Origin of the sequence: Enterobacter sp. 61D5 (assembly GCF_034107965.1) — a bacterium.
Lineage (GTDB): Bacteria > Pseudomonadota > Gammaproteobacteria > Enterobacterales > Enterobacteriaceae > Enterobacter > Enterobacter cloacae_M.
In genome coordinates this window covers 54,472-75,119 of the sequence record NZ_JAWNFK010000025.1, presented here as the reverse complement: position 1 = coordinate 75,119, position 20,648 = coordinate 54,472, and the positions used below count along the sequence as shown (strand labels likewise).

The 20,648-nt window shown below is 56.3% G+C and carries 21 protein-coding genes; 5 read left to right on the top strand and 16 right to left on the bottom strand.

The window, feature by feature from the left end; all coding sequences use genetic code 11:
• The first annotated feature begins 20 nt into the window (after positions 1-20).
• Positions 21-1,004, top strand: a complete 984-nt coding sequence (locus UTM25_RS20895; protein ID WP_194401637.1) for a quinone oxidoreductase — start codon at positions 21-23, stop codon at positions 1,002-1,004.
• A 184-nt stretch (positions 1,005-1,188) separates the two neighbouring features.
• Here UTM25_RS20895 and pspG read toward each other — a convergent pair whose 3' ends face one another.
• The 4 genes from pspG to UTM25_RS20875 form a co-directional block, all read right to left on the bottom strand.
• Positions 1,189-1,431 (bottom strand): envelope stress response protein PspG, encoded by a 243-nt coding sequence (gene pspG / locus UTM25_RS20890; protein ID WP_023310044.1) that lies wholly within the window; start codon positions 1,429-1,431, stop codon positions 1,189-1,191.
• Between the two features lie 136 nt (positions 1,432-1,567).
• Entirely contained in the window at positions 1,568-2,563 is a 996-nt protein-coding gene (gene dusA / locus UTM25_RS20885; protein WP_032662604.1) for a tRNA dihydrouridine(20/20a) synthase DusA, read from the bottom strand.
• 82 nt (positions 2,564-2,645) lie between these two features.
• Entirely contained in the window at positions 2,646-3,956 is a 1,311-nt protein-coding gene (locus UTM25_RS20880; RefSeq protein ID WP_194401638.1) for a conjugal transfer protein TraF, read from the bottom strand.
• Between the two features lie 172 nt (positions 3,957-4,128).
• Positions 4,129-4,617, bottom strand: a complete 489-nt coding sequence (locus UTM25_RS20875; protein WP_063440737.1) for a cupin domain-containing protein — start codon at positions 4,615-4,617, stop codon at positions 4,129-4,131.
• A gap of 115 nt (positions 4,618-4,732) precedes the next feature.
• Between UTM25_RS20875 and zur the strand changes: the two genes are divergently transcribed.
• The gene (gene zur, locus UTM25_RS20870) at positions 4,733-5,245 is read left to right on the top strand and encodes a zinc uptake transcriptional repressor Zur (protein ID WP_008503369.1); all 513 of its coding nucleotides are present in this window, start codon (positions 4,733-4,735) and stop codon (positions 5,243-5,245) included.
• A gap of 69 nt (positions 5,246-5,314) precedes the next feature.
• Here zur and UTM25_RS20865 read toward each other — a convergent pair whose 3' ends face one another.
• The 4 genes from UTM25_RS20865 to UTM25_RS20850 form a co-directional block, all read right to left on the bottom strand.
• Positions 5,315-5,524 (bottom strand): CsbD family protein, encoded by a 210-nt coding sequence (locus UTM25_RS20865; RefSeq protein ID WP_014830284.1) that lies wholly within the window; start codon positions 5,522-5,524, stop codon positions 5,315-5,317.
• Between the two features lie 120 nt (positions 5,525-5,644).
• On the bottom strand, positions 5,645-6,982 hold the full coding sequence (gene dinF / locus UTM25_RS20860; RefSeq protein WP_194401639.1) for an MATE family efflux transporter DinF: 1,338 nt from the start codon (positions 6,980-6,982) through the stop codon (positions 5,645-5,647).
• Positions 6,983-7,045: 63 nt separating this feature from the next.
• On the bottom strand, positions 7,046-7,654 hold the full coding sequence (gene lexA, locus UTM25_RS20855; RefSeq protein WP_023310039.1) for a transcriptional repressor LexA: 609 nt from the start codon (positions 7,652-7,654) through the stop codon (positions 7,046-7,048).
• A 108-nt stretch (positions 7,655-7,762) separates the two neighbouring features.
• Positions 7,763-8,131, bottom strand: a complete 369-nt coding sequence (locus UTM25_RS20850; RefSeq protein WP_023334158.1) for a diacylglycerol kinase — start codon at positions 8,129-8,131, stop codon at positions 7,763-7,765.
• Positions 8,132-8,285: 154 nt separating this feature from the next.
• Here UTM25_RS20850 and plsB point away from each other — a divergent pair, with 154 nt between their 5' ends.
• A complete protein-coding gene (gene plsB / locus UTM25_RS20845; protein WP_194401640.1) occupies positions 8,286-10,706 on the top strand; it encodes a glycerol-3-phosphate 1-O-acyltransferase PlsB in 2,421 nt (806 codons plus the stop codon).
• 118 nt (positions 10,707-10,824) lie between these two features.
• On the opposite strand, the gene gntU is transcribed toward plsB, so the two are convergent.
• The 5 genes from gntU to UTM25_RS20820 all read right to left on the bottom strand — a co-directional run bounded on the left by gntU (position 10,825) and on the right by UTM25_RS20820 (position 15,776).
• Positions 10,825-12,165, bottom strand: coding sequence for a gluconate transporter (gene gntU / locus UTM25_RS20840; protein ID WP_023310036.1), 1,341 nt, complete (start codon positions 12,163-12,165; stop codon positions 10,825-10,827).
• A gap of 3 nt (positions 12,166-12,168) precedes the next feature.
• Entirely contained in the window at positions 12,169-12,696 is a 528-nt protein-coding gene (gene gntK / locus UTM25_RS20835) for a gluconokinase (RefSeq protein ID WP_194401641.1), read from the bottom strand.
• Positions 12,697-12,822: 126 nt separating this feature from the next.
• A complete protein-coding gene (gene gntR / locus UTM25_RS20830) occupies positions 12,823-13,818 on the bottom strand; it encodes a gluconate operon transcriptional repressor GntR (protein ID WP_021242747.1) in 996 nt (331 codons plus the stop codon).
• A 101-nt stretch (positions 13,819-13,919) separates the two neighbouring features.
• The gene (locus UTM25_RS20825) at positions 13,920-14,615 is read right to left on the bottom strand and encodes a pirin family protein (RefSeq protein WP_003861565.1); all 696 of its coding nucleotides are present in this window, start codon (positions 14,613-14,615) and stop codon (positions 13,920-13,922) included.
• Between the two features lie 123 nt (positions 14,616-14,738).
• Positions 14,739-15,776, bottom strand: coding sequence for an oxidoreductase (locus UTM25_RS20820; RefSeq protein ID WP_194401642.1), 1,038 nt, complete (start codon positions 15,774-15,776; stop codon positions 14,739-14,741).
• 255 nt (positions 15,777-16,031) lie between these two features.
• Here UTM25_RS20820 and yhhY point away from each other — a divergent pair, with 255 nt between their 5' ends.
• Complete coding sequence (gene yhhY, locus UTM25_RS20815; protein WP_194401643.1) at positions 16,032-16,520, top strand: N-acetyltransferase; 489 nt, start codon at positions 16,032-16,034, stop codon at positions 16,518-16,520.
• A gap of 83 nt (positions 16,521-16,603) precedes the next feature.
• On the opposite strand, the gene ggt is transcribed toward yhhY, so the two are convergent.
• Complete coding sequence (gene ggt / locus UTM25_RS20810; RefSeq protein WP_194401644.1) at positions 16,604-18,349, bottom strand: gamma-glutamyltransferase; 1,746 nt, start codon at positions 18,347-18,349, stop codon at positions 16,604-16,606.
• 123 nt (positions 18,350-18,472) lie between these two features.
• On the opposite strand from ggt, the gene UTM25_RS20805 reads away from it, so the two are divergent.
• On the top strand, positions 18,473-18,850 hold the full coding sequence (locus UTM25_RS20805) for a DUF2756 family protein (protein WP_063440727.1): 378 nt from the start codon (positions 18,473-18,475) through the stop codon (positions 18,848-18,850).
• Here the strand turns inward: UTM25_RS20805 and ugpQ are convergent.
• Together ugpQ and UTM25_RS20795 are read right to left on the bottom strand one after the other, a co-directional pair.
• The gene (ugpQ, locus tag UTM25_RS20800; protein ID WP_194401645.1) at positions 18,834-19,580 is read right to left on the bottom strand and encodes a glycerophosphodiester phosphodiesterase; all 747 of its coding nucleotides are present in this window, start codon (positions 19,578-19,580) and stop codon (positions 18,834-18,836) included. The two genes, UTM25_RS20805 and ugpQ, sit on opposite strands and share 17 nt — an antisense overlap.
• On the bottom strand, positions 19,577-20,647 hold the full coding sequence (locus tag UTM25_RS20795) for a sn-glycerol-3-phosphate import ATP-binding protein UgpC (RefSeq protein WP_194401646.1): 1,071 nt from the start codon (positions 20,645-20,647) through the stop codon (positions 19,577-19,579). Before UTM25_RS20795 ends, ugpQ begins: the two co-directional genes overlap by 4 nt.
• Position 20,648: the final 1 nt, after the last annotated feature.

Here is a 20,648-nt window from a genome sequence, read left to right as displayed (position 1 = left end):
ATTTTTCTTACGGAGGGAGCATGGCAACGCGCATTGAATTCCAGAAACACGGTGGGCCAGACGTACTGAAAGCGGTGGAGTTCACACCTGCCGCGCCTGGCGAAAACGAAGTGCAGGTTGAAAACAAAGCCATCGGCATTAACTACATCGACACCTATATTCGAGGCGGTCTCTACCCGCCTCCGTCAATGCCGAGCGGCCTGGGCACCGAGGCAGCCGGTGTCGTCGTCAAAGTGGGGAGCGCAGTTAAGCATATTAAAGAGGGCGACCGCGTGGTGTATGCGCAGTCCGCGCTGGGCGCTTACAGCTCCGTCCACAACGTTCCGGCGGATAAAGCCGCCCTGCTGCCTAACGCCATCTCCTTTGAGCAGGCAGCGGCGTCATTCCTGAAAGGTTTGACGGTTTACTACCTGCTGCGCAAAACCTATGAAATTAAACCCGACGAGCAGTTCCTGTTCCATGCCGCAGCGGGTGGCGTCGGGCTTATCGCCTGTCAGTGGGCAAAAGCGCTGGGCGCGAAGCTGATCGGTACCGTCGGAAATGCACAAAAAGCGCAGCGCGCGCTGCAGGCGGGCGCCTGGCAGGTGATTAACTACCGTGAAGAGAGCATTGTTGAACGGCTGAAAGAGATCACCAACGGTAAAAAAGTCCGCGTGGTGTATGACTCGGTAGGGAAAGACACCTGGGAAGCGTCGCTGGACTGCCTGCAGCGTCGCGGGCTGATGGTCAGCTTCGGGAATGCGTCAGGTGCAGTGACCGGCGTTAATCTCGGCATACTGAACCAGAAAGGTTCTCTGTACGTGACGCGCCCTTCCCTGCAAGGATACATCACCAACCGGGAAGAACTTGAGGAAGCCAGCAACGAGCTGTTCTCGCTGATCGCCAGCGGGGTCATTAAGGTGGATGTGGCTGATGCGCAGAAATACGCGCTAACCGATGCGCAGCGTGCGCATGAAGTGCTGGAGAGCCGGGCAACGCAGGGGTCAAGTTTGTTGATTCCCTGAGTCCCAAAAAGAAATTGGGCTTCCCGTGGGAAGCCCTTTCTTTTTTTAGTTCGGCTGTATGTAGGGTACAGCTCGATGAATTCTTTAACGGCAGTCATAGTGACAGATTCGATAACTAAATCCTATTCTGTTCTAAGCCATGCCGCCGGAAAAGTTACAAGTATGTGACGAACCCCTCAATACCTTAGTAACGGAAGCGGTTATTGCGCTGATAACTGGGCACTTTTGGCGCTTTAATCGCCCGAATCACCCACACGACCGCAATGGCCAGCAGTAGCCACGGCAACAGCTTGATCGTCAGCGCAAACAGTCCGCCAATAAACATGACCACAGTCGCCACCACGATAGCCGCCAGAATGCCGAGCAGCGAAACGCCTGTCGCTAACAGCATGACAAAAAAGCCAATCACAAAAAGTAGTTCCAGCATGGTGCTCTCCCACGAGTTCCCGAGTAATGCACTCAGCATTACAAGAATCATGCCAGTATTAACCTGTTGTTATTAAAGCAAAACGCCCCGCGAACGTTCGCAGGGCGTGGTGAATTTGACGAACTTTTAGCGAAAGTTATCGCTTGTCTGCCACCAGTCGCAGCGCATGTTCCAGCACCTCAATATCGGCTCCGGCTTTATGCGCATTCTCGCTCAGGTAGCGGCGCCACTGACGCGCGCCCGGAATCCCCTGGAACAGGCCAAGCATATGGCGGGTGATATGGCCGAGATAGGTACCATTGCTCAACTCGCGCTCAATGTAGGGGTACATCGCACGCACGACGGCAACCGGATCGGTATCCGCGCCTTCGATACCAAAGATTTCGCGATCGACCGTCGCCAGAATGCCCGGGTTCTGATACGCCTCGCGGCCGACCATCACGCCATCCATATGCCCCAGATGCGCTTTGGCCTCTTCCAGCGACTTGATGCCACCGTTGATGGACATCGTCAGGTGCGGGAAGTCACGCTTCAGTTGATACACGCGCGGATAGTCCAGCGGCGGGATCTCACGGTTCTCTTTCGGGCTGAGGCCGGAGAGCCAGGCTTTTCGTGCATGGATGATGAACATCTCGCACTCGCCTTTCCCGGATACCGTGTTGATGAAGTCGCACAGGAATTCGTAGCTGTCCTGATCGTCAATGCCGATACGGGTTTTGACCGTGACCGGAATGGAGACCACATCGCGCATCGCCTTGATACAGTCCGCTACCAGCTGTGCATTCCCCATCAGACAGGCGCCAAACATGCCGTTTTGCACGCGATCGGACGGGCAGCCAACGTTCAGGTTGATCTCGTCGTAGCCGCGTTCTTCCGCCAGCTTCGCGCACTGCGCCAGCGCGGCCGGATCGCTGCCGCCCAGCTGCAGGGCAACCGGATGCTCTTCTTCGCTATAGGCCAGATAGTCGCCCTTCCCGTGAATGATTGCGCCCGTGGTCACCATTTCGGTGTACAGCAGCGTATGGCGGGAGAGCTGGCGCAGGAAGTAGCGACAGTGTCTGTCCGTCCAGTCGAGCATCGGCGCAATGGAGAAACGGTGTGCAGGGAAAGCGGTCTGTAATTCTGACGACATGGCGAAGTTTTAAGCATCTGGTGGAAAAGGGGCGCTACTATAGCACAAAGAAAAGCCGGAGGCGCAGCGCCTCCGGTGGACTTTAGAACGTCATGCTCAGCTGAGCCCCGGCGCCCCAGGTTTCGTCCTCGCCGTACAGGCCCATCAGGTCAACATGAACGGTACTGAACGGCGCGAAACCGACACCTCCGGTAAAGACATTGCTGTCGTTACCCTTCACGTCCGCGCGATAACCCGCACGCACCGCTAGCCAGCTGAGCGGCGTAACCTCGGCACCGACCCCCACGTACTGCGACGTATCTTCGCTCTTGAAGCCTTTGGTTTCCGTCAGATCGCCATCGGCGGTCAGCGTCACCAGGTCGTTGTGCCAGGCGGCACCGGCGGTCACCAGCGGACGGATCTGATAGGTGTCTTTATAGCTCACCACTTCTCCCGTACGGCCGTTGCGGATACGGATATCTTTGGTGTCGATATCGCGCGACATCAGGTTTTGACCGCTCACGCCGACCGTCCAGTGTTCGCCGAAATCAGCCGCAATACCGGCATCGACGTTAAAGCCCGTGTCGTCCGTGCGGTAGCGGCTGTCGTTCCACTTGTTACTGTCGTAATCGTAGATTGACGTGGTGTAGTTATAGACCCAGGTTTTTTGCAGCTTTGGCGTTACGCCTACGGAAACCGGGACGCCGCCGAGGTCAAACTGACGGGCTACGGCAACACCATAGTCGGACACAATCGCTGCCCGGCCAGACGCCGTTGAGTTGAGATTTTTAGTGATCTGATCCGTGCCGTTCAGCGCGGCGTCCAGGGCAACACCGGCAGCCACCACTTTGCTTTGTTGAATACCGCGCAGATAATCAATATCTTGCTGATCGATAGACGAGCTCACCCGGCCATGGGCATAGCCTTTCGCCATAAAGGCCACGGAAAGCACATCGTTAGGGATACTCACGGCAAGCCCTGCGCCTGCCGTCGCGCGTGCGGTTTTACCCTTGAGATAGTCCAGCTCATCGGCCAGATCTTTGGCCGCGCCCTGGAACTGATTAATGGAACCTAACGGATTGGTGATAATGTCTCCTGGCGTGAGGTCGTCAACCACATCCTTATAGTGATTGATTTTGTCGTTGATGGTATCTATCTCGTCCTGAAGATTGTCCTCATCCGTCACCTGTACGCCAACGGACGGCAAAATGACCGTCACATCATCGTCCGGTTTTGCCTTTGCCAGCAACGCGGGGTTGATTAACGCCCCGCTACCATAGCTCCCAGCCGCAACGCCGGTACCACCCATCGCGTCACTGCGTGCTTCTGTCCAGGTATTGGCTGCTCCCGCCTGATTTGCCATAAACAAGGAAACAGCGATGCTAACCATCGAAAATTTAAAATTTTTTTTCACAGTATGCCCGTTATAGTCTGTTATGAAATAACCCCTGTCTGTTATCACCCAAACAGGAACGAACTATTGCTGTGAATAAGTAGTAAAAGACCCGCTATTTCTATCCCTAAGTAAAACTTTCTTACGGCCTGTTGTATTTTGTGACGGCCCTCAATATTTATAGAAGAGGAAATTATTTTTTCCCAGGTTTTCCATCATGCGGTCCAAAAAACTGGGGCGGGTGGTCTACCCAGCGATCCTCACGGGTAGCGGCATAAACGGGGTTGAGCGGATAGTAGATGCGGTTGTGCTTCTTGTTGGCCTCGCCAACGACCAGTAACCGCACCTCTTCGTCCGTGTTGTTGATAAAGGTATGGCAAATACCGGTTCCGGCAGGAAACCCCACGCTGTCGCCCGGTTCAAGTTTCCATAAATAGCCGTTAATCCACGCTTCTGGATGACCTTCGAGCACATAAACGAACTCTTCTTCATCGCTTTCCGCATGCGGATAGGACGTCCTGCGCCCGGGCGGTAAACGCTCATGATGGATACCAATGCGCCCGAGCCCAAGCTTGCGAGCCAGCGGAGCGCCGATAGAAAACAGCTCGTCGCTGTCTGGGTAGGTCGAATCATCCGCCCCTTCAACGTCGCGCCAGTGCCGAATACAGTCAGGTTTTTTCATTGTTTGTTTCCCGTTTTGCAATGGGTCAGGTATAGCACAGACTGGCGGATCTCGGCGTTTTTACCAGAACATGATAAAGTGAGGGTTTTCCGTCCTATAACATCCGGGGTGCTAAATGGATAAGTCCACAAAAGAGCTGTTAGCGCAGGCCGAAAAGCTGTGCGCCCAACGCAATGTGCGCCTGACTCCGCAGCGCCTTGAAGTCTTACGTCTGATGAGCCTGCAGCAGGGTGCTATCAGCGCCTACGATCTGCTCGACCTGCTCCGCGAAAGCGAGCCGCAGGCGAAACCACCGACCGTGTATCGCGCCCTGGATTTCCTGCTGGAACAAGGATTCGTGCACAAAGTTGAGTCCACAAACAGCTATGTGTTGTGCCATCTGTTCGATCAGCCCACCCACACATCGGCGATGTTTATCTGTGACCGATGCGGCGTGGTGAAAGAAGAGGCTGCGGAAGGCGTGGAAGATATTATGCATACGCTGGCAGCGAAAATGGGTTTTGCCCTGCGTCATAACGTGATTGAAGCGCACGGGCTGTGCTCTGCCTGCGTGGAAGTGGAAGCCTGTCGTCATCAGGACGCGTGTCAGCACGACCACTCTATTCTTGTGAAGAAAAAACCGCGTTAACGGCAAAAGAAAAGGCGGCTCATGGCCGCCCTCAGGGTGTACTTCCTTGTACTTGCGGGTATAGCCCGGTTACCAGCGGTAGTCGTTGCGTTTTTCCCAGTCGCCTACTTCTTTTTCCGCCTGGTCTTTCGCGTAGCCGTAACGTTCCTGAATTTTACCGACAAGCTGATCGCGTTTACCTTCAATGACGGTCATATCGTCATCAGTCAGCTTACCCCACTGTTCTTTCGCTTTACCTTTGAACTGCTTCCAGTTGCCGCCGATTTCGTCTTTATTCATCATCGTGTCCTCTTAGTTAAGCGTCGGGTCGTAACGTCCGTTACGTTCTTTTCTGCTGGACGTGATAATTATTGTAGTTAAGGATTCGGCAGGTGATTTCATATTCGGAATCTTTAACCGTCACGATATATCGTGACGTGAAGGGAACCAGGTATCGTTTTGCCAGTGGCGGTGCCAGATAAAAGCCAGCGATATCCCTCTCAGCGAGAGGAAAACGGCCAGGGCCAGCCACAAACCGTGATTACCCAGCCAGGGAAGCGTCAGCAGCGTCAGGCCAAACCCGGCCGCAGCGACCGCCATGCTGTTACGCATTTCCGCTCCGCGCGTCGCACCAATAAACATGCCGTCCAGCAGATAACACCAGACGCCGACCACCGGTAAGATGACTTGCCAGATGAGATAGTGACTCGCCAGCTCGCGCAGCGCAGGAAGAGACGTAAGCAACGCGACGATTTGCTCGCCAAAGCAGGCATAAACCAGGCCGAACGCCAGCGCCACCAGCCCAGACTGGCGGCAGGCTGCCCGCCAGACGTCCCGCAGCTGCCCGCTTTCGCGCGCGCCGTACGCCTGCCCGGAATGCGCTTCTACCGCATAGGCAAATCCGTCCAGCGCGTAGGCGGTAAAGGTCAGTAGCGTCATCAATACCGCGTTGACCGCAACGATTTCTGGCCCCAGTCGCGCCCCGAAAACCGTCAGCGCGCCGAAGCAGAGCTGAAGCAGCAGCGAGCGCAGCATGATGTCACGATTGAGCGCCAGCAGCCTACGGATATTGCCGTGCCATGCGGTTTTGAGCAGCGCCAGAGAGATGCCGCGCATAGCCAGCACGCGCCAGACCATCCACAGGCCGATAATAAAGGTTCCGTACTCGGCAATCGCCGTCGCCAGCGCCGCGCCCCGCACGTTCATATGCAGGCCCATTACTAGCCAGACATCCAGCACAATGTTGAGAAGGTTGCCTACCACCAGCAAAATCACGGGCGCACGGGCGTACTGCACGCCCAATAACCACCCCAGCAGAACCAGATTTGCCAGCGAGGCGGGCGCGCTGAGCCAGCGGATTTCAAGGAAACGTCGCGCCTGAGCCAGTACCGCCTCGCTGCCGCCGACAACATGGAGCGCAAGGTCGATAAGAGGCGCACGTAATAAAACGATTAACGCCCCCGCCCCAAGCGCAAGGATCAGCGGCTGGACCAGCGCGCGCGCCAGACGCAGCGGATCTTTTGCACCATAAGCCTGGGCCGTGAGCCCGGTGGTGCTCATGCGCAAAAAGAGCAGCAGCATAAACAGGAAGCTGGTTGCCGTCGCGCCAATCGCCACGCCGCCAAGATAAACAGGCGAATCAAGGTGGCCAATAACGGCAGTATCGACCAGACCCAGCAAGGGAACGGTAATATTGGAGAAAATCATCGGCAGAGCAAGACGCCACAATGCCTTATCGGATGCCGTCAGCAGTGACATGAAAAATACCGGGAGTCGAGAATGAAGCAGGCTACAGCGGCGCCATAGCCTGTCAGGAAGAGGTTACAGCCATTCGCCGTTGCGAATGACCCCAACCGCCAGTCCTTCGATAGAGAAGTTGTGTTCGCGGAGATCGACCACAATCGGGGAGAACTCGTTGTTTTCAGGCAGTAGCTGAACGGTGTTACCCTGTTTTTTCAGACGCTTGACGGTAACTTCATCATCAATGCGCGCGACAACCACCTGGCCGTTACGCACATCCTGCGTTTTGTGCACCGCAAGCAGATCGCCGTCAAGAATACCAATGTCTTTCATCGACATACCGCTTACGCGCAGCAGGAAATCAGCGCTCGGTTTGAACATGCCAGGATCGACCTGGTAGTGGCCTTCAATATGCTGCTGTGCCAGTAAAGGCTCACCGGCAGCAACACGGCCTATCAGCGGAATGCCCGTCTCTTCTTCCACCAGCAGGCGGATACCGCGTGACGCGCCTGAAACAATCTCAATCACGCCTTTACGCGCCAGCGCTTTCAGGTGTTCTTCAGCAGCATTCGGAGAACGGAAGCCCAGACGCTGCGCGATTTCCGCACGCGTGGGTGGCATACCCGTCTGGCCGATATGATCCCGGATGAGATCAAACACCTCTTGCTGCCTGGTCGTTAACGCTTTCATTCCGCCCCCTGGGTGTATATACAGTTATGCTGTGAGTATATACAGTCAAAGGCGATTTTGGAACCAAAAACTGCACAAAAAACCAGGGACTTAATTATTCCTCGAGGCTCATCGGAAATGTGACCAAAGCAGCGTGACCCAGGTGATAACGGCAGTGATAATCGCCAGCAGCACGGCAGCAGAGCCCATGTCTTTTGCGCGGCCAGAAAGCTCGTGGAAATCTGAACCAATGCGATCAACAACGGCCTCAATAGCGCTATTAAGAATTTCCACTATCATCACCAGAAGTACGGAACCGATAAGAAGTACGCGGGTAATAGCATCAACATCAAGGAAACAGGCGATGATCACCGCGATGATTGCGGCGACGCCCTCCTGGCGAAAGGCAGCTTCGTTGATCCACGCGGCACGGAAACCTTTCCATGAATAGCCGGCGGCTTTGATGATACGCGTTAACCCAGTGGTATTATTGGCCATTAAAAGAACCTTTTATGAAAAAAAGCGTCAGTAACAGGAACTGTAGCGCGTTTCGCTACAGCCTGAAGTATGACGGGTAACAACAGAAATTTTGCGCGCTTTCTGTTATCCTTGCGCCGCAATTGCATTATTAACCAGAGGCTTTACATCGTTTATGTCCGGCTGGCCACGAATTTACTACAAATTACTTAATTTACCATTAAACATCCTGGTAAAAAGCAAGTCTATCCCAGCAGAACCCGCGCTGGAATTGGGGCTCGATACCTCGCGTCCTATTATGTACGTTTTGCCTTATAACTCGAAGGCAGACTTACTGACGCTTCGCGCCCAGTGTCTGGCGCATGACTTACCTGACCCGCTTGAACCGCTTGAAGTTGACGGCACTTTACTGCCGCGCTACGTGTTCATTCACGGTGGACCGCGCGTGTTTACCTACTACACGCCAAAAGAAGAGTCCATCAAGCTGTTCCACGACTATCTCGACCTGCATCGCAGCAACCCCGATCTGGATGTGCAGATGGTGCCGGTGTCGGTGATGTTTGGTCGTCGTCCAGGCCGTGAAAAAGGTGAAGAGAACCCGCCGCTGCGCATGCTTAACGGCATCCAGAAGTTCTTCGCGGTCTCCTGGCTGGGACGCGACAGCTTTGTGCGTTTCTCCCCTTCCGTTTCGCTGCGTCGAATGGCGGACGAGCACGGTACCGACAAGATCATCGCGCAAAAACTGGCGCGCGTGGCGCGTATGCACTTCGCCCGCCAGCGCCTGGCTGCCGTAGGGCCGCGTCTCCCGGCGCGTCAGGATCTGTTCAACAAGCTGTTGGCCTCCAAAGCGATTGCTCGCGCCGTTGAAGACGAAGCGCGCAGCAAGAAAATATCGCATGAGAAAGCCCAGCAGAACGCCATTGCGCTGATGGAAGAGATTGCAGCGAACTTCTCTTACGAGATGATTCGCCTGTCCGATCGTATTCTCGGCTTTACCTGGAACCGCCTGTATCAGGGCATCAATGTTCATAATGCCGAACGTGTGCGTCAGCTGGCGCACGATGGCCATGAGATTGTCTATGTTCCCTGCCACCGCAGCCACATGGACTACCTGCTTCTTTCCTACGTGCTCTATCACCAGGGGCTGGTACCGCCGCATATTGCTGCCGGTATCAACCTGAATTTCTGGCCAGCAGGTCCGATTTTCCGCCGCCTGGGCGCGTTCTTTATCCGTCGCACCTTCAAGGGCAACAAGCTCTACTCCACCGTGTTCCGCGAATATCTGGGCGAGCTGTTCAGCCGCGGCTATTCCGTTGAGTACTTCGTGGAGGGCGGTCGTTCCCGTACCGGACGTCTGCTCGATCCGAAGACCGGCACGCTGTCGATGACCATTCAGGCGATGCTGCGCGGAGGAACCCGTCCAATCACGCTGGTGCCAATCTACATTGGCTATGAGCACGTGATGGAAGTGGGCACGTACGCCAAAGAACTGCGCGGTGCGACCAAAGAGAAAGAGAGCCTGCCACAGATGCTGCGCGGCTTGAGCAAGCTACGCAATCTCGGTCAGGGCTACGTGAACTTCGGCGAACCGATGCCGCTGATGACGTATCTGAACCATCACGTTCCCGAGTGGCGCGAGTCCATCGATCCTATCGAAGCGATTCGTCCGGCCTGGCTGACGCCAACCGTCAACGGCATCGCGTCCGAGCTGATGGTGCGCATTAACAACGCCGGTGCGGCTAACGCCATGAACCTGTGCTGTACGGCGCTTCTGGCTTCGCGTCAGCGCTCGCTGACCCGCGAGCAGCTCACGGAGCAGCTGGATTGCTATCTGGACATGATGCGCAACGTGCCGTATTCCGTTGATTCAACCGTGCCTTCTGCTACCGCCAGTGAGCTTATCGATCACGCGCTGCAGATGAATAAGTTTGAAGTCGAAAAGGACACGATCGGCGACATCATCATTCTGCCGCGCGAGCAGGCAGTGCTGATGACCTACTACCGCAACAACATCACCCATATGCTGATGCTGCCGTCGCTCATGGCGGCTATCATCACCCAGCATCGCCGTATTTCGCGTCAGGAGCTATTGCGTCACGTTGAGACGCTCTATCCGATGCTGAAAGCGGAGCTGTTCCTGCGCTGGAGCAAGGATGAGCTGGCGGGCGAACTGGACAAACTGACGGAAGAACTACGTCGTCAAGGGCTGATCACCGTCACGAATGACGAGCTGCACATCAATCCGTCACGCTCCCGTACCCTGCAACTGCTGGCGGCCGGTGCGCGCGAAACGCTGCAGCGCTACGCCATTACGTTCTGGCTGCTGAGTGCGAATCCGTCTATCAACCGCGGTACGCTGGAGAAAGAGAGCCGGACGCTGGCACAGCGCCTGTCCGTTCTGCACGGCATTAACGCTCCTGAATTCTTCGACAAAGCGGTCTTCAGCACTCTGGTTCTGACGCTGCGCGACGAAGGCTACATCAGCGATACGGGCGATGCCGAGCCGGAAGAGACGCTGAAGGTGTACCAGATGCTGGCAGAACTGATCACCTCGGATGTTCGTTTAACGATTGAGAGCGCGACGCAGGACGAGTGATGTGAAAAAGCCGGGTGGTGGTTTCACCTGACCCGGCCTGGCATCCTGCATAATATAAAGGCCCGGTAAGCGTTAACGCTACCGGGCCTTATTTTTGAGCCTTGTTAAATCACCGCATTCAGCTCAGCAACGTAAAGGCTATCATCCCGACAATCGCACCCGTCGTGCCGAGGATGGTTTCCATCAGCGTCCAGGTTTTAAGGGTTTGCGCTTCGGTAGCGCCGGTAAATTTCCCGAACAGCCAGAAGCCCGCGTCGTTAACGTGAGAGACCACAATCGAACCGCCCGCGATACAGATAGACAGCGCCGCCATCTGCGCACCAGAGTAGTTCAGCTGTTCAATCACCGGCATCACCAGACCCACGGCGGTTAAACACGCCACGGTTGCGGAACCCTGAATGATACGCACCGCCGCGGCCAGTACAAAGCAGGTTACCGCAATCGGCAGGCCCATCCCGGTCAGAGCTTCGCCGAGAGCCGGACCCACGCCAGAATCCACCAGCACCTGCTTGAACACGCCGCCGGCGCCGATCACCAGCAGGATAATACCCGCAGGCTGCAGCGCGGCACCGCAGATCTCCATCACCCGGTCTTTCGGCATCCCCTGGCGCATCGCCAGGCCGTAAATCGCCACCAGACAGGCCACCAGGATCGCCGTGAACGGGTGACCGATGAACTCAAACCATTCGTAGGCGCTGGAACCCACCGGCACAAAGCGTGCGGCGATGGTTTTCAGACCCACGAGAACCAGAGGGAGCAGGATCAGCGACAGGCTGAAGCCGAAGGACGGCATTTTGCCCTCGCCCAGATGCGGCTCGGTGACGTCATCCGGAATGTGCAGCTCAACGTAACGGCTGATGAAGTTGCCCCACAGCGGACCAGCAATAATCATCCCCGGGATTGCCGCGCACAGGCCAATCAGGATCATCCAGCCAAAGTCGGCGTGCATCTGGGACGCCAGCAGCATCGGCGCAGGCCCCGGCAGCAGAAACGCTGCGGCCGCCGCCACGCCCGCAAAAAGCGGAATGACCAGCTTCACGAGGTTAGTACCGGTGTGGCGCGCCATGGAGAACGCGACGCTTATCAGCAGCACAACGGCCACTTCGAAGAACAGCGGCAGCGCGCAAATCAGGCCCGCCAGACCAATCGCGTAGTGCGCGCGGCTGTGGCCGAAGGATTTCAGCATCTTGACGGCAATCTGGTCGACCGCGCCCGTCTCGTGCAAAATCTTGCCAAACATCGCGCCAAGGGCGACCACAATCGCCAGGAAACCCAGCGTGCCTCCCATCCCTTTTTCCATAGTCGCGGCGATCTTGTCGAGCGGCATACCGGAAAAGAGACCTGCACCTATAGAAACCACCATCAAAGCAACAAAGGCGTGCATACGCGCCTTCATCACTAAAAACAGCAACAGCAATACGGAACCCACTGCTGTCAAAACTAGCGTTAATGTACTCAAAACTTACTGCCTTTTATTAATGACCTCGATGGTGCTGGCAACAACACCTTCCAGTGACTGATCGATATCAACCACTAAAACGTCTTTCTCGTCTTCACCCGGCACCTGCAGCGCTTCGAACTGCGTCACCAGCATCTGGGTTTTGAAGAAGTGACCTTTACGCGCCTTCAGGCGGCTTTCAATCACCTCGAAATCCCCTTTCAGGTAGATGAAAGAGAGGTTCGGGTTACCGTCGCGCAGCAGGTCGCGGTAGGTTTTTTTCAGCGCAGAGCAGACGATCAGGGAGACTTTGTTGGTACGCTGCATCGCGAACGCGGCGTCATTCAGCGCCTGCAACCACGGTTTGCGGTCATCGTCGTTCAGCGGCTCGCCGGAGGCCATTTTCATGATGTTGCTGCGCGGATGGAGGAAGTCGCCATCAAGGAACGCAGCCTGGAGTTGATGCGCCACTTCGCTGGCTACGGCTGATTTCCCGCTACCGGAAACGCCCATCAGGACGTAGACGTGGTGATCGTGATTAGTCGTGCTCAAAGGGTGTCCCTCAGTCAATTGTTACGGGTAACAGTTATCGGTAACATTGTCCTGCCGGGGCAAAAGAGAAGCAATATCCAAACGTGCGCGAAGTGAATAAGTGTGAGCTACTTCAAATTTGTCAGTTCAAATAGATCCACCCGGTGACAAGGTGAAACCTAAATCTAACATTTTTGGGGTAACCGTCTCGCCACGAATGCGCGCCAGCAGGCGTTCTGCGCCAATGCGTCCCATACGTTCACGCGGGGTCAGGACGCTTGCCAGACGCGGCTCCATCACCTGGCCGATGTCGTGGCCGTGGAAACCGGCAATTGCCATATCATCCGGGATCTTGAGCCCCAGACGCTGACACTCAAACGCCGCCCCGACCGCAAGGTCATCGTTGGTGCAGAAAATACCGTCCAGTTGCGGATACTCGCGTCGTGCCTGACGCATCAGCTCAATACCCGACGTATAGGAAGAGGACTGCTCCACCATCACGCTGTAGGGGGTTAAGTTCGCGTCGAGCATCGCCTGCTCGTATCCCTTCTGTTTGATGATAGTACGTTCATCAAGACGCGCACCCAGATAGGCGATATGACGATGCCCACGGGCGATGATCGCCGCCGTCATCTGGCGCGCCGCTTCGAAGTTATCGAACCCAACGGCGATGTCGAGGCACGGCGACTGGCTGTCCATCAGCTCCACCACCGGGATACCGGCCACTTCGATCATTTTGAGCGTGCGGGCAGTGTGGGTACGTTCCGTTAAAATCAGGCCGTCGATGTTCCAGGAAAGCATCGATTCAAGACGTTCCTCTTCCAGCTCCGGCTTGTACCCGTAGTGGGCGAGCATGGTCTGATAGCCAAAAGCATCGGTGACGCTTTCAATGCCGCGCAAAACTTCGGCGAAAACCTGGTTGGTCAGGGAAGGAAGCAGGACGCCCACCGCACGGCTGGTCGCATTGGAGAGAATATCGGGCGCGCGGTTGGGGATATAACCCAGTTCATCAAGGGCCGCGGCAATCTTGCCACGCAACGCCACGGAAACCTGTTCCGGGTTACGTAAAAAACGGCTGACCGTCATTTTGGTCACACCGACGCGATCGGCGACATCCTGAAGTACGGGGCGTTTCTTTTTCATCGTCCTGAGAAATCTTGAAGTGATAGATTTGCTCAGTTTATCACGGACAAAGCCCATCCTTCCCCTGTCAAAGGGAAGGATGGGCATTTATTTATGATTTATTACACCGGCGGCAGGTCAAACAACAGAATTTCACTTTCGCTGTCGGCATGCACGGAGAGCGCCTGCTCATCCCAGACGGCCAGGCCATCGGCGGTGGTTGCTTTGGTGCCGTTGATGGACACTTCACCTTTCACCACCTGGATCCAGACGCGGCGGTTGGCGGCAATCTGGTGCACAGACTGTTCGTCTTTCGCCAGCGCCCAGCGGTACAGCTCCATATCCTGATGAACCTTCAGAGAACCTTCACGCGCATCCGGGGACAGCACCAGCTGTTTGCCCTGTTTCGCATCGAAGCGGCGCTGCTCGTAGCGCGGCGTGATGCCGGTCTCTTCTGGAATGATCCAGATTTGGTACAGGTGCAGTTTTTCCGTTTTGCTCGGGTTGTACTCGGAGTGACGCACCCCGGTACCCGCGCTCATAATCTGGAACTCGCCCGCCGGAACCTGCTCTTTGTTGCCCATGCTGTCCTGGTGTTCCACCGCCCCTTCCAGCACATAGGTCAGAATTTCCATGTCCTTGTGCGGGTGGGTACCGAAGCCCTGGCCCGCATCAATCACGTCGTCGTTAATCACGCGCAGTGCGGAGAAGCCCATGAAGTTCGGGTCGTAGTAGTCGGCAAACGAGAATGAATGCCATGAGTCCAGCCAGCCATGATTCGCGTGACCACGTTCGTTTGCTTTGCGTAAGTAGATCATTGTTTTCACCCTCAGTTCGTTTCGATGGAGTAAGTGTGGACGCAAACCGCCTGGGATCATAGAGGGTGAAAATTGACTCCTCTGTTCAAAAATTATGAATAAGCGCAGAGGAGCCGTTTTTGCTTATTTCGCGAGGGTTACCGTGGCAGGAGAAGCCTGCTCGAAGGCCCGCTCGAGGATTTCCAGGTTGGTCAGAACGTCAGATTCCTTGACGTAATTCGGCGCTCCGGTTGTGAGAGTTTCATACAGCGTATCGTAGACGCGGCCATAGTCGCCAATTTCCGGTTTCATCTCTTCCCTGACCGTCACGCCCTCATCGTTTACGTACTCCAGCATGCCCACGGAATCATCCGCCGCAAAGCCCGGTTCACCCGGCATGATGTTGGCCTTCAGGCTGGTTTCCTGCTGGTCGATGCCGTACTTAATGAAAGATCCTTTGGTGCCATGAACGATAAATTTTGGATAGTCGATTTTCACCAGATGGCTGGTTTTGACGATGGCCTTCAGGTCGCCGTAGAACAGCTGCGCTTCAAAGGTGTCGTCCGGGTTGGCTTTATTACGCAGGCTGCGGATGTCGTATGCGACATGATCCGGTCGGCCAAACAGGGAGATGATCTGGTCCATGGTATGCACGCCCAGACCATAGAACGAGCCGTCCTGCGGCAGGCCGGGTTGGGTTTCCGCTACCGGACGGTAGTAATCGAAGTGGCTTTCGATTTCCACAATGTCGCCCAACTTGCCGCATTCAATCGCCTTTTTCGCCGTCAGGAAGCAGCTGTCAAAGCGACGGTTCTGATACGGCGTAACGGTCAGGCCTTTACTTTTCGCCAGCGCGAACAGCTCTTTTGCTTCGGCGATGGTCGGGGTGAACGGTTTTTCCACCAGCACGTTTTTGCCCGCTTCCAGCGCGCGTTTCGCATAGTCAAAATGGCTGTCGGCGTGGGTGCAGACGACAACCAGTTTGACCTGCGGGTCGTTAAGCACGTCATCGAGATCGCTGGTGAAATGGATATGGGAATACTGTGGGGATTGCTCTTCCGGCTTCGCGCGGCGGCGGAAGACGTGCGCGACGTGCCAGCTGTCTTTACGGTTGAGAACATACGGCAGGTGGTAGCGGGTCGTACTTTTACCAAATCCAATAAATGCGCAATGTAGTGTCATGGCTCAGTCCTTTTGGAAGGTTACTGAGTCTAACCATAACAAAAAAAAGCCAGCTAAAAGCTGGCTAAAGTAATACTGGAAGCAATGTGAGCAATGTCGTGCTTTCAGGTTACCGTAGGGGTCTTCCTGAATGCAGAGCAATAATAATCATTCTCATTCGCACTTGTCTACTTTTTTTTGCAAAAAATAGCGGTTGACTCAAATTTTAAAGTCATTGATGTTGAAAGGGACATTTAACTGACTAAGGAACAAGGAATGTGTGAGATTGTGATACGCCATGCGGAACCGAAAGATGCCGAAGCTTTACGCCAGAACTACATGCATCCGGGGGTGTATCACGACACGCTACAGCTACCTCATCCTTCCCTTGAGTACTGGCAAGAACGTCTTATTACAAAACCCGGACAAAAACGGCTGGTCGCCTGCATTGATGAACAGCTCGTTGGCGATCTGATGCTTCAGGTGGAAGCCAGCCCGCGACGCAGCCATGTGGCAACGTTCGGTATCAGCGTTGCGGCGCACGCTCAAGGGCGCGGCGTCGGGAGCGCGCTCATGCGCGAGATGATCAACCTGTGCGACAACTGGATGCGCATCGAACGTATAGAGTTAACGGTTTTTGCCGATAACCCTGCTGCACTGGCGCTGTACCAGAAGTTTGGCTTTGAAATCGAAGGCACCGGCAGGAAATTTGCCCTGCGCAACGGCGAGTATGTGGATGCGTATTACATGGCGCGAATGAAGTAGTTTTTTGCCCTCACCCTAACCCTCTCCCACAGGGAGAGGGAAAACATAGGCCGGGTAAGGTGAAGCCGCCACCCGGCAACACATCAATACCCCGCCGACAAATCATCCACCGAACGCGGGTCCGACGCGCCAAACAGCGCCCCGTCCGGCCCCACCATAATGCTTTGGGTGCTGCCCATCGCCTCCTTCACCGCCACCTTCTGCCCGCGCTGCTCCAGCAGCTTGATGGTATCGGGGCTAAAGCCCTTCTCGACGCGCAGCTCGTCCGGCAGCCACTGGTGATGGAAACGCGGGGCGTTGGTCGCTTCGGCGACGTTCATTCCAAAGTCGATGCTGTTCACCACCATCTGCAGCACGGTGGTGATAATACGGCTGCCGCCAGGGCTGCCGGTTACCAGCCAGGTTTTCCCGTCTTTCACGACAATGGTGGGCGACATGGACGATAGCGGACGCTTCTTCGGCCCGACGGCGTTTGCATCACCGCCCACCAGCCCGTAGACGTTCGGCACGCCCGGTTTGGCAGAGAAGTCATCCATCTCGTTGTTCAGCAGAATACCGCTGTTGCCCGCCACAATCCCGGTGCCGAAGGTGGTGTTGAGCGTGTACGTCACCGCCACCGCGTTACCGTCTTTATCCACCACCGAGAAGTGGGTGGTCTGGTTGCTTTCATACGGCGCCAGCTTGCCGGGGCGGATCTCGCTCGACGGTTTGGCCTTGTTGATGTCAATCTGATCGGCAATGGATTTGGCATACGCCTTGTTGGTCAGCGCCTGCCAGGGCACCTTCACGAAGTCCGGATCGCCGAGATATTCCGACCGGTCGGCGTAGGCGCGTTTTTCCGCTTCCGCCATCACCTGCATGGCGTCCGCGCTGCCGAAGCCGAACTTGTGCATATCGAAGTTTTCAAGAATATTGAGGATCTGCACGATGTGGATCCCACCGGAGGACGGCGGCGGCATGGAGAAGACCTCGTATCCGCGATAGGTGCCGCTAATCGGCTCGCGCTCCACCGGCTTGTATTCCGCCAGATCCGCTTTGGTGATGAGCCCGCCGTTCTTCTGCATCTCTTCGGCAATCTGGTCGGCAATTGCCCCTTTGTAGAAGGCGTCCGGACCGTGCTCCGCAATCAGCTCCAGGCTTTTGGCGAGGTTCTTCTGCACCAGCTTATCGCCCTTCTTCAGCGGCTCACCGTCTTTCCAGAAGATGGCCTTGCTGTTTTCGTGATTCGGAATGACTTCGCTGCCGTAGGTCTTGAGATCGTCCGCCAGCGCATCGTTTACCACAAAGCCGTCGCGAGCCAGCTTGATGGCAGGCTGCACCACCTTGTTCAGCGGCATCGTGCCGTATTTTTCCAGCGCAAGCGAGAAGCCCGCAACGGTGCCCGGCGTGCCGGTGGCGAGGTGCGAAGTCAGGGATTTTTTGCTGTCAGGGTTACCCTGATCGTCGAGGAACATATCGCGGGACGCCTGAGAAGGCGCCATTTCTCGGAAATCGATAGCGGTGGTTTTGCCGTCTTTGGTGCGCAGCATCATAAAACCGCCGCCGCCCAGGTTCCCCGCCTGCGGATGCGTCACCGCCAGCGCATAGCCGACGGCGACGGCTGCATCCACCGCGTTACCACCCTGCCTGAGAATATCGACGCCCACTTTTGTTGCCAGGGCATCCACTGACGCCACCATGCCATGGGTTGCCCGCACGGGATGAAAAACATCTTCCTCAACGCCGTAAGAGACCGGAGGTGCCGCTGGCGGGTTGGCCGCCACGCTAAATGTACCTCCTGCCATCAGCGCGGCGATGGCGACCCAGCGCAAAAACGTTGGTTTCATCATTATTGTTCTCCAGGTGAAGGGATCCATATTCCCCGCTTAAGCCTGGTTCACAACTCCTAAAAAATCATCGTCATGGTGAAATCGGGGTAAACTTAAGAGAGACCTCAAAAGGAGGAAATGACAATGAAACGCTTATGGATCCTTACGGCGCTGATCCCGTTTGCCGCGCTCGCACAGCCGCTTAACACCATGAACAACCCAAACCAGCAGGGTTATGTCATCCCGAGCCAGCAGCGTATGCAGACGGAGATGATGAGCCAGCAACAGCAGCAGAAAGGGATGCTTAATCAGCAGCTTAAAACGCAGACCCAGATGCAGCAGCAAAGCCTGCAAAATCAGATGAACGCCAACACCCAGCGGGTGCAGCAGGGGCAGATGCGCGAGCAGCCGCTGCCGAATAAAAACGGCGGGATGTTAGGGGGAATGACGTCGTCAGGCAGCGGACAGCAGCACATGCTGCCGCCGCAGTCGAATGGCAGTATGCTTAATCCGCAGAACTAAAGTCCGGGCCGATCAGGTCGATTGCATCGGTACAGATGCTGTCCACGCCCCAGCGCAGCAGTTCGGCTGCGCGCTGGGGTTTGTTAACCGTGTAGACCAGAATATGCAGACCCGCGTCCTTCAGCATCTTCACCCGCGCCTCATCCAGCAGCCTGTGGTTGAGATGGATAGAAACGCACGCTAAGCGTGTCGTCAGCTCGCGCCAGTCCTCGCGCCACTCATCAAGCAGCAGCCCGCGCGGCAGCTCCGGTACGGCCGTCTGTGCGGCCTCCAGCGCATCGATTTCAAATGATGACAGCAGCGGAGCGGTCATCCCTTCCCACAGCTCGCGCGCGGCCAGGGCAATCACTTTGCCCGTCAGCGGCCCGGTGCCGGTGGTCGGTTTGATTTCGATATTGGCCATCATGCCGTGCTGGCGACAGCGATCGGCCACTTCCGCCAGCAGCGGCAGCGGTTCGCCTTTGAATTCGCCGCTGTACCAGCTTCCTGCGTCCACCTTCAGCAGATCGCGCCACGGCAGTTCACCCGCCACGCCCCAGCCGTTGCTGGTGCGTTCGAGATTATCGTCATGCAGCAGGAAAATTTCGCCGTCTTTCGACAGCTTGGCGTCGAACTCGATCATCGTGTGACCGTAGCGCGCGCCAACGTCAATTGCCGCCAGGGTGTTCTCCGGCGCCAGCTTACCGCCGCCCCGGTGGGCGACGACGTGGGGATAAGGCCAGTTGCTCATACTCGTTGTCCTGTTTCACCGTCAAACAGGTGCAGATGGTTTTCCGGCAGGTGCAGCCACAGTGTGCTGCCTGCTTTCGGACGCTCCTGATGCGCCAGGCGCACCACCATTTTTTGCTCACCCCAGCGCCCGTGCGCCAGGTTATCTGCACCCAACATCTCCAGCGTGTCCATCACCAGCGGCACGCCGCCGTCCGCCTGAGCGGTTAAAACGATATGCTCGGGGCGGATACCGAGCGTCATCTTACGCCCGGCGTAGCCACGATAGTACCAGTTGATCGGCAATGCCATCCCGCTTTCCAGCTCAAAATGCGTGCCCGTGTTGCTGATACGCCCTTCCAGCAGATTCATTGCCGGGCTGCCGATAAAGCTCGCCACAAAGCGGGTGGCCGGTTTCTCGTACACTTCCACCGGCGTGCCAATCTGCTCGGCGATGCCTTTGTTCATCACCATTACGCGCTGGGCGAGCGTCATGGCTTCAACCTGATCGTGGGTGACGTACAGAGAGGTGGTTTTCAGACGACGGTGCAGCTGCTGCAGCTCAAGGCGCATCTGCACGCGCAGCTTGGCGTCGAGGTTAGACAGCGGCTCGTCGAACAGGAATACCGCCGGGTCGCGCACGATGGCGCGCCCCATTGCCACGCGCTGGCGCTGGCCGCCGGAGAGCTCGCGCGGGCGGCGCTTCAGCAGGCCGTCCAGCTCGAGAATGCGGGCGGCTTCTTTCACGCGCTCCTCGATATGGCCTTTGCCCATCCCGCGGATCTTCAGCCCCCAGGCCATGTTCTCTTCCACGCTCATGTGCGGATAGAGGGCGTAGTTCTGGAATACCATCGCGATGCCCCTGTCTTTTGGCTCCATTTCGGTGACGCGCTGACGATCAATCCAGATATCCCCGGAGGTCACGCGCTCCAGCCCCGCCACCATGCGCAGCAGCGTGGATTTGCCACAGCCGGACGGGCCGACCATCACGATGAACTCCCCGTCCGCCACGTCGAGCGTCAGCGGCTGAATCACCTGGGTTTTGCCATCCCAGCTTTTGGTTACTGCCTGAAGTTTTAAACCTGCCATC

What these genes read in the sequence shown, in the direction of transcription:
- yhhY (WP_194401643.1), top strand. Translation starts at nt 16,032, where the DNA reads ATGTGTGAGATTGTGATACGCCATGCGGAACCGAAAGATGCCGAAGCT.
- gntR (WP_021242747.1), bottom strand. Translation starts at nt 13,818, where the DNA reads ATGAAAAAGAAACGCCCCGTACTTCAGGATGTCGCCGATCGCGTCGGT.
- ugpQ (WP_194401645.1), bottom strand. Translation starts at nt 19,580, where the DNA reads ATGAGCAACTGGCCTTATCCCCACGTCGTCGCCCACCGGGGCGGCGGT.
- UTM25_RS20865 (WP_014830284.1), bottom strand. Translation starts at nt 5,524, where the DNA reads ATGAATAAAGACGAAATCGGCGGCAACTGGAAGCAGTTCAAAGGTAAA.
- pspG (WP_023310044.1), bottom strand. Translation starts at nt 1,431, where the DNA reads ATGCTGGAACTACTTTTTGTGATTGGCTTTTTTGTCATGCTGTTAGCG.
- UTM25_RS20820 (WP_194401642.1), bottom strand. Translation starts at nt 15,776, where the DNA reads ATGACACTACATTGCGCATTTATTGGATTTGGTAAAAGTACGACCCGC.
- UTM25_RS20805 (WP_063440727.1), top strand. Translation starts at nt 18,473, where the DNA reads ATGAAACGCTTATGGATCCTTACGGCGCTGATCCCGTTTGCCGCGCTC.
- plsB (WP_194401640.1), top strand. Translation starts at nt 8,286, where the DNA reads ATGTCCGGCTGGCCACGAATTTACTACAAATTACTTAATTTACCATTA.
- UTM25_RS20825 (WP_003861565.1), bottom strand. Translation starts at nt 14,615, where the DNA reads ATGATCTACTTACGCAAAGCAAACGAACGTGGTCACGCGAATCATGGC.
- dinF (WP_194401639.1), bottom strand. Translation starts at nt 6,982, where the DNA reads ATGTCACTGCTGACGGCATCCGATAAGGCATTGTGGCGTCTTGCTCTG.
- dusA (WP_032662604.1), bottom strand. Translation starts at nt 2,563, where the DNA reads ATGTCGTCAGAATTACAGACCGCTTTCCCTGCACACCGTTTCTCCATT.
- zur (WP_008503369.1), top strand. Translation starts at nt 4,733, where the DNA reads ATGGATAAGTCCACAAAAGAGCTGTTAGCGCAGGCCGAAAAGCTGTGC.
- lexA (WP_023310039.1), bottom strand. Translation starts at nt 7,654, where the DNA reads ATGAAAGCGTTAACGACCAGGCAGCAAGAGGTGTTTGATCTCATCCGG.
- UTM25_RS20895 (WP_194401637.1), top strand. Translation starts at nt 21, where the DNA reads ATGGCAACGCGCATTGAATTCCAGAAACACGGTGGGCCAGACGTACTG.
- UTM25_RS20875 (WP_063440737.1), bottom strand. Translation starts at nt 4,617, where the DNA reads ATGAAAAAACCTGACTGTATTCGGCACTGGCGCGACGTTGAAGGGGCG.
- UTM25_RS20795 (WP_194401646.1), bottom strand. Translation starts at nt 20,647, where the DNA reads ATGGCAGGTTTAAAACTTCAGGCAGTAACCAAAAGCTGGGATGGCAAA.
- UTM25_RS20850 (WP_023334158.1), bottom strand. Translation starts at nt 8,131, where the DNA reads ATGGCCAATAATACCACTGGGTTAACGCGTATCATCAAAGCCGCCGGC.
- ggt (WP_194401644.1), bottom strand. Translation starts at nt 18,349, where the DNA reads ATGATGAAACCAACGTTTTTGCGCTGGGTCGCCATCGCCGCGCTGATG.